General features: G+C 47.2%; 11 protein-coding genes and 1 riboswitch. Of the genes, 10 read left to right on the top strand and 1 reads right to left on the bottom strand.

Annotated features, from left to right (window positions below; genetic code table 11):
* Positions 1-16 precede the first annotated feature (16 nt).
* From nrdR to PHILAsVB114_RS04430, 8 genes are all read left to right on the top strand, one after another.
* Positions 17-580, top strand: coding sequence for a transcriptional regulator NrdR (gene nrdR / locus PHILAsVB114_RS04465; RefSeq protein ID WP_095698184.1), 564 nt, complete (start codon positions 17-19; stop codon positions 578-580).
* Positions 581-599: 19 nt separating this feature from the next.
* Positions 600-3,440 (top strand): vitamin B12-dependent ribonucleotide reductase, encoded by a 2,841-nt coding sequence (locus PHILAsVB114_RS04460; protein WP_095698183.1) that lies wholly within the window; start codon positions 600-602, stop codon positions 3,438-3,440.
* A 196-nt stretch (positions 3,441-3,636) separates the two neighbouring features.
* Positions 3,637-4,215, top strand: a complete 579-nt coding sequence (locus PHILAsVB114_RS04455) for a beta-class carbonic anhydrase (RefSeq protein WP_095698182.1) — start codon at positions 3,637-3,639, stop codon at positions 4,213-4,215.
* A 62-nt stretch (positions 4,216-4,277) separates the two neighbouring features.
* A riboswitch (FMN riboswitch) is annotated at positions 4,278-4,405 on the top strand.
* 92 nt (positions 4,406-4,497) lie between these two features.
* Entirely contained in the window at positions 4,498-5,505 is a 1,008-nt protein-coding gene (gene ribD / locus PHILAsVB114_RS04450) for a bifunctional diaminohydroxyphosphoribosylaminopyrimidine deaminase/5-amino-6-(5-phosphoribosylamino)uracil reductase RibD (protein ID WP_095698181.1), read from the top strand.
* 2 nt (positions 5,506-5,507) lie between these two features.
* The gene (locus tag PHILAsVB114_RS04445) at positions 5,508-6,104 is read left to right on the top strand and encodes a riboflavin synthase (protein WP_095698180.1); all 597 of its coding nucleotides are present in this window, start codon (positions 5,508-5,510) and stop codon (positions 6,102-6,104) included.
* Positions 6,105-7,325 (top strand): 3,4-dihydroxy-2-butanone-4-phosphate synthase, encoded by a 1,221-nt coding sequence (gene ribB, locus PHILAsVB114_RS04440; RefSeq protein WP_095698179.1) that lies wholly within the window; start codon positions 6,105-6,107, stop codon positions 7,323-7,325. It begins immediately after the preceding gene.
* Positions 7,325-7,780 carry a 6,7-dimethyl-8-ribityllumazine synthase gene (gene ribH, locus PHILAsVB114_RS04435; protein ID WP_095698178.1) on the top strand — a complete coding sequence of 152 codons (456 nt, stop codon included), beginning with the start codon at positions 7,325-7,327 and terminating at the stop codon, positions 7,778-7,780. Before ribB ends, ribH begins: the two co-directional genes overlap by 1 nt.
* Entirely contained in the window at positions 7,777-9,774 is a 1,998-nt protein-coding gene (locus PHILAsVB114_RS04430; protein WP_095698177.1) for an ATP-dependent DNA helicase, read from the top strand. Before ribH ends, PHILAsVB114_RS04430 begins: the two co-directional genes overlap by 4 nt.
* On the opposite strand, the gene PHILAsVB114_RS04425 is transcribed toward PHILAsVB114_RS04430, so the two are convergent.
* Positions 9,742-10,212, bottom strand: coding sequence for an NUDIX hydrolase (locus PHILAsVB114_RS04425; RefSeq protein ID WP_095698176.1), 471 nt, complete (start codon positions 10,210-10,212; stop codon positions 9,742-9,744). The two genes, PHILAsVB114_RS04430 and PHILAsVB114_RS04425, sit on opposite strands and share 33 nt — an antisense overlap.
* Before the next feature lie 81 nt (positions 10,213-10,293).
* On the opposite strand from PHILAsVB114_RS04425, the gene PHILAsVB114_RS04420 reads away from it, so the two are divergent.
* Complete coding sequence (locus PHILAsVB114_RS04420; protein WP_095698175.1) at positions 10,294-11,061, top strand: PKD domain-containing protein; 768 nt, start codon at positions 10,294-10,296, stop codon at positions 11,059-11,061.
* Positions 11,062-11,586 (top strand): DUF4192 family protein, encoded by a 525-nt coding sequence (locus tag PHILAsVB114_RS04415; protein ID WP_095698174.1) that lies wholly within the window; start codon positions 11,062-11,064, stop codon positions 11,584-11,586.
* Positions 11,587-11,608 lie beyond the last annotated feature (22 nt).

Genomic DNA, 11,608 nt, shown 5'->3' with positions numbered 1-11,608 from the left:
GAGAGGACACGCCGAGATGATTTGCCCGTTTTGCAGACACGATGACTCCAGAGTCGTGGACTCTCGCCCAGTAGAAGAAGGCACACAGATTCGCCGTCGCCGCGAATGCCCAGAGTGCGGACAGAGATTTTCAACTCAAGAAGTAGCACTGCTTAACATCATCAAGCGAAGCGGCGCCACAGAACCATTTAGCCGTGAAAAGGTCCTAGTTGGCGTGCGCAAAGCGTGCCAGGGACGTCCGGTTAATGAAGATGATCTAGTTCTTTTGGCACAGCGTGTTGAAGAAGCACTTCGCGCAACAGGTCAAGCAGATATCGAAGCACAGGAGGTTGGCCTAGCAATTCTTGCGCCACTCCGAGAACTAGATGAGGTCGCCTACCTGCGATATGCCTCGGTATACCGTAACTTTACCTCCCTTGAAGATTTCGAAGTAGAGATCGCATTACTGCGAGCAATACCTTCGAGTGCGAATTCCCAAAGCACGCAAAGCAACAAGAACAGTAGCAATCAAAGTAATTCCCCAATTACTGATGAATTAAAAAGCAATACATCCATGCACAAAATCAAAAGTTCCAACTAACGAATACGGGGATTAAAAAATGTCAGACACGGTCATCAACCGCCCAGTAAAGATCAAAGCTCACAACACCTTAAAAGGTAAGGGCTTAACGATCGAACGCATCTACACAAAGGAAGGCGTGCACCCATACGATGAAGTTAAATGGGAACGTCGCGATGTGGTGCAGCAAAACTGGAAGACTGGCGAGACCGTATTTGAACAACGTGGTGTGGAATTTGCTGACTTCTGGTCAGTGAACGCATCAACGATTGTGACAACAAAGTATTTCCGCGGTGCATTGGGATATGACAATCGCGAATGGTCACTTAAGCAAGTTATTGACCGCGTTGTATTGACTTACACAAAAGCTGGTAAAGAGCATGGATACTTTGCCACTGACAAAGATGCAGAAATCTTTGAGCACGAATTAACATTTATGTTGTTGCACCAGTACTTTGCATACAACTCACCAGTGTGGTTTAACGTGGGAACAAATGCACCACAGCAAGTAAGTGCGTGCTTCATTCTCTCAGTCGATGACACTATGGAATCAATTCTTAACTGGTACCGCGAAGAAGGAATGATCTTCAAAGGCGGATCCGGTGCTGGACTAAACCTTTCACGTATTCGCTCTGCGAAAGAGTTACTAAAATCAGGTGGAACCGCCTCCGGTCCAGTTTCATTCATGCGAGGCGCAGATGCATCCGCTGGAACAATTAAATCTGGTGGTGCGACACGTCGCGCAGCCAAGATGGTTGTTCTAGATGTTGATCATCCAGATATCGAAGAGTTCATTGAGACAAAGGTCAACGAAGAGAACAAGATTCGCGCATTACGCGATGCTGGTTTTGATATGGACCTTGGCGGAAAAGACATTATTTCCGTGCAGTACCAGAACGCTAACAACTCAGTTCGCGTATCAGATGAATTCATGCGCGCAGTTGAAAAGGGCGAAGACTTCGGTCTAGTCGGTCGCGCAAGTGGCGATGTCATCGAGCGCGTTGATGCTCGCACATTGTTTACAAAGATGGCACAAGCTGCGTGGGCATGTGCTGACCCTGGAATTCAATATGACGACACAATCAATGATTGGCACACAAACCCAGAGACAGGTCGCATCAATGCGTCAAACCCTTGCTCTGAGTACATGTCACTAGATAACTCATCTTGTAACTTGGCTTCCCTTAACTTGATGAAGTTCCTAAAAGAAGATGGTTCATTTGATGCAAAGACATTTGCTCGCGCATGCGAACTTGTGATCACATCAATGGATATCTCAATCTGCTTCGCTGACTTCCCAACTGAAGCAATTGGCGAAACAACAAAGGCTTACCGTCAACTCGGTATCGGATATGCAAACCTAGGTGCACTCCTTATGGCATCTGGTCTTGCTTATGACTCCGAAGGTGGACGCGCATTAGCTGGCGCCATCACATCATTGATGACAGGTGTTACATACAAGCGCTCTGCAGAACTCGCAGGAATCGTTGGACCGTATGCCGGCTTTGCACAAAATGCTAAGCCGCATGCTCGCGTTATGCGCAAGCACGCTGCGGCATCATCGGCTGCAAAGACAGAGACAACACTTGATCGCGATGTGTGGACAGAGGCGAATAAGGCCTGGGATGCATGTCTTACAACAGGAGATAAGAACGGATGGCGCAACGCGCAGATCTCAGTTCTTGCACCAACTGGAACAATTGGTTTGATGATGGATTGCGATACAACTGGTATCGAACCTGACTTCTCACTTGTAAAGTTTAAGAAGCTAGTCGGTGGCGGATCTATGCAGATCGTTAACCAGACAGTACCTGCCGCCCTTCGCAAACTTGGTTATGCAGAAGAGACCATCGAAGCAATCGTTGAATTCATTGCAGCAAATGGTCACGTGATCGATGCTCCAGGATTAAAGCCTGAGCACTACGAAGTATTTGACTGCGCACTTGGTGCACGTTCAATTGCTCCAATGGGCCACGTTCGAATGATGGCTGCATGCCAACCATTCCTATCGGGTGCGATTTCAAAGACTGTTAACTTGCCAGAAGATGCCACAGTTGAAGAAGTTGAAGAGGTTTACTTTGAAGCGTGGAAGATGGGTGTGAAAGCACTTGCTGTCTATCGCGATAATTGCAAGGTTGGACAACCATTATCTGATGGCAAGGCTAAGAAGAAAGATGCACCAGTAGATGCGCAAGTAATTGCCTCCCCTGTTCGCAAGCGTCTTCCTAAATCACGTCCTGCAACAACAACATCATTTGCTGTTGGTGGCGCCGAGGGTTACATGACCGCTGGTGCATACGCAGATGGTGCACTCGGTGAGGTATTCCTCAAGCTCGGCAAGCAAGGATCGACGTTGGCCGGTGTAATGGATGCGTTCTCAATCGCAGTATCAATCGGTCTTCAATACGGTGTTCCACTAGAAACATTTGTTGAGAAGTTCACAAACTTGCGATTTGAACCAGCAGGTATGACAGATGATGCTGACATTCGCATGGCGCAATCAATGATGGATTACATCTTCCGTCGTTTAGCACTTGATTACATGCCATTTGAACAACGCAGTGCGATGGGTCTATACACATCAGCAGAGCGTCAAGCAGCACTAGACAATGGTGGCGAGTACGCACCAATCGCGGGCTCTGATACCCCAAAAGCAGTTGCGCCTGTGGCGGCTCCTGCGGTTGTAAAAACTGAAGTAAAGATCGAAGCGGCTCCGGTTGCAGCAGCACCAACGCAGACAATTGGTTCTTCATCAGATCTTCTTGAGTCAATGGGTATCAAATCTGATGCGCCACTGTGCATGACATGCGGTGTGAAGATGCGTATGTCAGGTGCTTGCTTCGTGTGCGAAGGTTGTGGAAACACAAGCGGTTGCTCATAAAACTTTAACCAACCCCGTTAGAAAACCCCGTCGATTAACTTCGGCGGGGTTTTCTTATGTGCGAATTAATTGCATGAACGAATGCAACAGCATCGCAATTGCTAATTCTTCTTGAGTTCTCTTGTTGAATTTAAAATGTTATTTTCTCCCGTAAGTAAAAGAATTACTTTTACAGACATGACGGTGAGGATTTTAAATGTCAGTTTTAAATGAAGTTTTAGATGCTAACAAAAAATACGTTGATAGTTTTGGCGAGAAGGGCAAACTCGCACTACCGCCAGCTAGAGGATTTGCAATATTAACCTGCATGGATGCACGTCTTGATCCAGCAAAGTATGCGGGCTTAAGTGAAGGCGATGCGCACGTTATTAGAAATGCTGGCGCTCGTGCATCAGATGATGCAATTCGCTCACTCGTTATCTCCTACAAATTACTCGGCACTAAAGAGTGGTTTGTTATTCACCACAGTAATTGCGGCATGGAGTTCTTTACAGATGTTGCTATGCGCGATCTTCTATCAAAGAGCTTAGAAACTGCAGCCCTTGGCAGCGAAGGTTTTTATGATGTTGGTAAAGGCCCAGGTTCTAATGAAGGTGCTTACATTGATTGGCTCACGATTTCAGATCGCGATAAAGCAGTTATTGAAGATGTTCAAAGAATTCGTCGCCATCCACTTGTGCCTTCAAATATTCCAATTCATGGATACGTCTATGAAGTTGAAACAGGCAAACTTCTCGAAGTTCCAGGAGCAAAACAAGCAGGAGCTGCGAAATAAGTTAGCTAGAAAGGGAACCCCCATCTGTTGGGGGTGGGGGTTCTTCTAGGTTAGAATTGCAATGTTGTTTCCGGGGTCGATGTAATTTCGAACCGGCGGTTATAGTCCGCGACCCGATGCCATCCAGGTATCGGTTGACTCAGTGAAATTCTGAGACCGACGGTTAAAGTCCGGATGAGAGGAAACAAAAATTGCGGTGGGCGCTGCCTGCTTTGCTTTTTTTTTCGTGCACCCCGGTAACTCTGTTGTAACACTGAACTAGAGACTGGGAGATCTGCACAGATGACACATCATCTAGCTTTTATGCAACGTGCTATCGCCCTGTCTGAAAAAGGACTCGCTCGCACAGCCCCCAACCCCATTGTTGGCGCAGTAATTATTGGCGCAGATGGTTCTGTTATCGCAGAAGGTTTTCATGATCGCGCATCAAGTGCTGATCACGCAGAAGTAGTTGCGTTAAAAATTGCAGGCGAGAAGGCACGCGGTGCCACGATGTATGTGACCCTCGAACCATGTAATCACACCGGAACAACAGGGCCGTGCACGCAAGTGATTATTGATGCAGGTATTGCCACAGTTGTTTACGCCGTTGCAGATCCAAACCCAGAAGCTGCCGGTGGCGCGGCTGCATTGAAAGCTGCTGGCATCGAAGTTGTTGCAGGTGTTGGCGTTGACGAAGCTAGTTATTCCAATCGCGCGTGGCTAACAAAAATTATTAAAGGTCGCCCATTTATTACATGGAAAGTTGCTGCAACACTGGATGGAAAAATCGCAGCGTTAGATGGCACATCCAAGTGGATTACCAATGAAGCATCAAGGGCCGATGTGCAAAAGGTTCGTCGCGGTGTCGATGCCATCATGGTCGGAACACAGACTGTCATTGCAGATGATCCGCACTTGGTGCCAAGAGATGCAATAGAAGGCAAGAATCCGCTTCGCATTGTTTGTGGAACACAAGAGGTGCCAAAGAGTGCACAAGTATTAGATGGCGCAGCGCCAACGAAGGTCATTGCAAGTAAAGATCTAGATGTAGTTGCAGCCGAACTTTTGGCACTTGGCGTTAACCACATCTTGCTGGAATCAGGACCCACTCTTGCCTCTGCAATGCTGCACGCATGCATGTTGGATGAATTAATGATTTATCAAGGCCCATCGTTACTGGGCGCTGGCAAGAACTTTGTTGCAGATCTTGGTGCGCTAACTCTTGATCATGCAATGAAAATGCCACGCGTGAGCACCGAAACCTTTGGTGATGACGTTAAATCCATCTACAGAATTACGAACGAGTAAATATGTTTACAGGATTAGTTCAAGAGCGCGGCACCGTCACAACTATTGCGCGCGCAGAAACGAGCGCACAGATCACTATCAAAGCTGCTCATTTAGCAGGACAGATTAAAGAAGGTGACTCAGTCAGCGTTGATGGCGTCTGTTTAACTGCCACACATGTAACGCCAGATTCTTTTACGGCAGATGCCATGGTGCAAACACTTGCGATTACATCATTGGGCCAGATTGCCCAAGGCAGCGAAGTAAATCTCGAACTCGCTGCACAATTAGATACACGCATGGGTGGTCATATTGTCCAAGGCCACGTTGATGGCACAGGAACCCTCGTTGCACTGACTCCAGGGGAGCAGTGGATGAAGTGCGAAGTAAAGGTTGAATCATCACTTCTTAAATACATCGTTGCAAAGGGCTCTATCTGTTTTTCAGGAATTTCATTAACTGTGGGAGAAGTAAATGATGAAACTTGCGTTGTCACAGTCTGGTTAATTCCAGAGACGCTGGAGCGAACAACAATTTCAACAAAAAAACCTGGAGATTTAATCAACATCGAAGTTGATGTGCTGGCCAAGTACGTCGAGCGAATGATGGAGAAAAAATAAATGAGTGCATTAACTCCTGTTGACCAGGCCCTCAAAGCATTTGCTTCGGGTGAAATTGTTATTGTCGTTGATAATGAAAATCGTGAGAACGAGGGCGATTTCATTATGTTGGCAGAAAAGGCAACGCCTGAAAAAGTCGCGTTCATGAATCGTTATTCCACAGGGTTGCTCTGTGCTCCAATGAATCGCGATCGCGCACGCACATTGGGCTTGCCTTTGATGTGGGCAAAGAATCAAGACACAAATCGCACAGCATTTACTGTCACAACGGACGCGAAGAAGAATCTGACAACAGGAGTGAGCGCCACAGAGCGAGCAACAACATTTAACGAATTAGCACGCGCCGATGCAACAGCAGATGACTTTGTTCGCCCGGGCCATATTTTTCCTCTGATTGCAGCAGATGGATTACTTGAACAGCGCCAAGGTCACACAGAGGCCGCAGTTGCTATGGCAGCACTTGTTGGCGCCCAACCTGTTGGTTTGTTATGCGAGATCGTCAATGAAGATGGCTCGATGTCTCGCATGCCAGATCTTGAAAAATTCGCGGCCGCGCACTCTTTACCAATTATTTCGATCGAAGCGTTAGCCGAATATGCGCGTAGTAAAAACCTTGCAGCATTTAAATCGACTGCGCCACAACTTCTCTGGGCAAATCTGCCAATCAATGATGGTGTGTGGAAAGTAAGTACGTATACAAACTCTGCGGGTATTGATCACGCAATTGTGGCCCTAGGAGACATCAGCGGTGGATCAGAAGTATTGATGCGCGTGCACTCTGAGTGCTTAACGGGGGATGTCTTCTCATCTAAGCGCTGTGATTGCCAAGCACAACTGCATCATTCATTTGATCGTATTTCAGATGCCGGATCTGGAGTAATTATTTATCTTCGTGCACATGAGGGCCGCGGCATTGGTCTTGCACAAAAGATCAAGGCATATGCTCTTCAAGATCAAGGGCAAGACACTGTGCAAGCAAATCTTTCACTCGGTCACGAATCAGATGAGCGCAGCTTTGATGATGTGGTTGTGATTGCTAAGGCTTTGGGCATTTCTTCGGTGCGATTACTGACAAATAATCCTGACAAGATTTCAACTCTGAAGGCCGCTGGCATCAAGGTTTTAGTTGAAGAGATTTCAGTTGGACAGAGTTCTTTTAATCAGAAATATCTCGATACAAAGCGCTCCGTCATGGGGCACTTAATTGGAAAGGATAACTAATGGCCGGGCATGCACCAGAAGTTTCGATTAAGGAAATACCAAACGCCACAATCGCAATCATTAGCGCCACATGGCACGATGATATTTGTGCAGATTTAATCATAGGTGCGCAGCGCGCATGTGCTTTGGCAAAGGCTAAGAGCGAAGTTATCCGCGTACCTGGTTCTTTTGAATTACCACTTGCTGCGCAATTCGCCTTTGAAAAAGGTTTTGATGCCGCAGTTGTTTTAGGTGTTGTTATTCAAGGTGAAACTCCACACTTTGATTATGTGTGTCAGGGTGTCACGCAAGGCGTGATCGATGTCAGCCTTAAGTTCTCAAGGCCAATTGGCTTTGGCGTCTTAACCGTTAATACCCTCGAGCAAGCAATCGCTCGTTGTGGTCGACCTGAAAGCTTTGAAGATAAGGGATTTGATAGCGCTGTTGCTGCGCTTACATTATTGTTGCAAAAATGAGCGAACTATCAGCCCAAGTGCGAAAGGCATTAGATGCCGCAGTTGAGGCAATCGGTGGCTCACCTCGCGAAGGTCAGATTGAAATGGCTGAAGCAGTTGCTAACGCTTTAACTGATCGCCATCACCTTATGGTTCAAGCTGGCACTGGTACTGGAAAATCACTTGCATACATTGTTCCGGCCCTTGTGCACGGTCGAAAAGTATTAGTTGCAACAGCAACGCTTGCACTGCAACGCCAATTGGTCGAAAGAGATTTACCTGCAGTTGTTCCAGCCCTTGAAAAAGTCTTAGGTCGCGAAATTACATACGGAATATATAAAGGCGTTGGCAATTACATCTGTCTGCAAAAGATGAATAGCGAAGAACCAGATCCTGATGGGCAAGTTCTGCTCGAAGTTTCATCCCTTGGAAAAGACGCACAACGTTTACATGCATGGGCTAAATCTCCCGGTGCAACAGGGGACCGAGATGATGCACCAGAAGTAGATCGCAGAGTGTGGGCTGCCAACTCTTTATCTGGACGCGAATGTGTGGGCGCCGATGTCTGTGCTTATGGCCATCAATGTTTTGCAGCTCTTGCAAAGGGGCGTGCACAAAGCGCGGACATCGTCATTACTAATCACACGTTGCTGGCAATTGAAATCGTTGATTCACATCCGATCTTGCCCGAACGAGATGCTGTTATTTTGGATGAAGCACATGAATTTATGGATCGCACAACACAAGCGGTTACTGAAGAACTTACTTCGGCTCGAGTTATCAGGGCTGCTGCAATGGCTCGTAAACACATGCCCGGCAAATTAGCTGACACCTTTACAAAAGCTGCCGATGATTTTCATGACACGATGGCAGATTACGGACAAGATGTTCGCCAAAATCCTGCTCTGCAAGGTCGCTTAGAAGAAATTCCAGCATCCCTAGAAGCACCGATTCGTCGTGTGAAAGAAGCAGCGGCCGCGATTGTGCAATCCATTAGCGCCGATGAAGAAGCAATTGGCAGTGACGCCCTGGCTGAGCGCGCACGAGTAAAAGGTGCGGTCAATGAAATTAATACAACGTGCACAAAGATTATGCGAAATAGTGATGGACAAGTTCTTTGGTATGAACCAACGTTTCAGACTCTGCACCTAGCGCCCTTAAGTGTTTCCAATGTTTTGCGCGCAAATTTACTGACAAAAACCCCAGTGATTGCAACATCTGCAACCTTAAGTGTGGGCAATTCAATGGATGCGATGGCTAGATCTATTGGTTTTACAGTTGGCGGCGATGAAGATGCCACTAGTGAAGATGGCGATATTGATCCAAGTAACGTTGCGATGTTAGATGTTGGTTCTCCCTTTGATTTTGCTAATCAAGGTGTTTTGTATTTACCAAAGCACTTGCCAGAGCCTGGCCGCGAAGGTGTTCATCCGGATGTATTAGAAGAGTTAGGTGAATTAATTGACGCAGCAGGTGGTCGAACCCTGGCACTTTTTAGTTCATGGAGAGGTGTGGAGGCTGCCGATTTACATCTGCGAAAAGTATTAGCAGAGCTGCCAATAAAGATCATTACACAAAAGCGAGGAGATGCTGTTGGGCCACTGGTCGAACGCTTTGCAAAAGATGCAACATCAGTGCTGCTCGGCACGATGTCACTCTGGCAAGGAGTTGATGTGCCAGGAAACTCCTGTGTGCTTGTCACAATTGATCGCATTCCATTTCCACGTCCCGATGAACCAGTGATGTCTGCTCGCGCTGCGCAAGCAGATGCCGGTGGCGGTTCTGGGTTTATGCAGATTTCCTTGCCACGTGCTGCGTTGTTATTGGCACAAGGCACAGGGCGTTTGATTAGATCAGTTGAAGATCGTGGTGTTGTGGCAATCCTTGATTCACGAATTGTTAATAAGAGATATGGGAGCGTGCTTTTAAACTCAATGCCGCCGCTCTGGCGAACTTCGGATAAGGCTGTTGTGCGCGAATCCCTACAGCGACTCTCCAATCAACTTAAGGACTAGTTCTTTTACCTTCGGCCAGGACGCTGCAAAGCTTGGATGTAAGTTCAGTTCACTTAATTCTTCAATCTCCACCCAACGCACTTCATGAGATTCATCATTTAATTCACGTGCGACTAAATCAGCACTAGCTGAGGCAATAACAGTGTCGTATTTCCAATTGCCGTGGTTATCTTCATGAACTACTACAGGTGTCACAAGATTTGGATCTAAACCAGTTTCCTCAATCGCTTCTCGTAGTGCACCTTCTATGACATCTTCGTGAGAGTCGCGGGCACCGCCTGGAATTCCCCATGTGTCACCGTTATGCACCCACGGCGCTCGGTGTTGGAGTAAAACCATTGAATCGCGCACAAGCAATAAACCAGCAGCGCCATGTAGACCCCAGTGCTTGTTTCCACAATCGCACTGGACCCATCCGTCACCATCTCGCGCTGCCACGGTTCTAGAGTGGCATAAGTATCCACATGCGCGCGATTTCAAATCTTTTACGGGCTCTGACCTATTTACCCTGCGCCAACTATGAAAATATCCAAAGTACTCATCGCAGGCGTTAGCGCACCATTGCTCATCGCATTTCTTATTCCAGCGCCCAAAACATGGGCCGCTGATTGCACCAAAGCTTGTTTGGGTGTCGCCGTTGAAAATGGGCAAATTGTTGTCTCCGGACAAAAGGGCAATGGACCTAAGAGCAAAAAAGTTGCCACAGTAGTTAAAAAAGTTACTGCTATTCAAAAATCTGTGCCGAAAAAGCCAGTGGTCAAAAGATTTGTTCTCAAGCAACCAAGCGCTGTTGTTGCTACCAAAAAGCCTGTGGTCAAGAGAAAACCGGCTGTAAAGAAAACAAAAGCCGTGGCCAAAAAGTCTACGGCTGCCACATCAATTGCCGATCGCTTAACAAAGTTGCTGCCAACTGGGGGAGTTGCATACCAACCAGCATTTGAGCCACTGGTGCATGTACCGGTTGTTTTTTGGTGTGACTTGCCAAAGATATTTAGCACTCGCTTTAACATTGTTGGTGAAGTTGTTGACGTTACGCTTCGACCATCTTTTTCTTGGTCATTTGGCGATGGCAGCGTTATGCAGAGCACAGATCCTGGTGCTCCATATCCGGCTGGTTCCATTCAGCACGCATACTTACAAGAGGGAACGTATTTAGTAACACTGCTTGCTACATGGGGTGGGACGTGGTCTAACCAGGGCACCATCCGCGCAGTGACAGGTCAGATAAAAACCATTCGCGTAGCAACGGTTAAAGTTGTCAGCGCCCCAACAATGTTTGTGCAGTAAATGAGCACGGCAACTGCGGTGGATTACCGCGATGAAGATTTCGCCAGAAGCGTTCGCTCTTTTTTGGTAGATGTAGATAGCCACGAACTTAATGCTCTGCAACAAGATGGCGCCACAGCGATCATTGATTTAGCAGGAGAGTATGAATCAATGGGATGTAGCGTTAATACACTGCTTAAAGCTCGAGTACTTGGTCGCTTATCTGATATTCAAGTACGTGATTTCGCACTGGGTTCACATAATCACAAGAGCATGGCCACATATCTTGTGATGTGGACAGAGCTTTTATCTATGGCACCGCCAGGATCTATTGCACCCGTTGCATCACTCTGCGCGGCCATCGCATATGAAAGTGCGGATAAGCAAAGTGCAGCGCAGTACTTAGGACGTGCCATTGCAGATGATGGGCGGTACTCACTTGCCACCTTGCTACAGCGCGTCTTTGCATCGGGCTGGCCGATTAACGCCTTTGCCGCAATGCGCGCTGATTTACACCCCAAAGTCTGCGCCATGATTTTTGGTTGATTTTCATTTGATTCAAAGCGCT

Origin of the sequence: Candidatus Planktophila limnetica, assembly GCF_002288365.1 — a bacterium.
In the GTDB taxonomy this organism is placed as follows: Bacteria; Actinomycetota; Actinomycetes; order Nanopelagicales; family Nanopelagicaceae; genus Planktophila; species Planktophila limnetica.
This window is presented reverse-complemented; position numbering and strand designations above follow the sequence as displayed.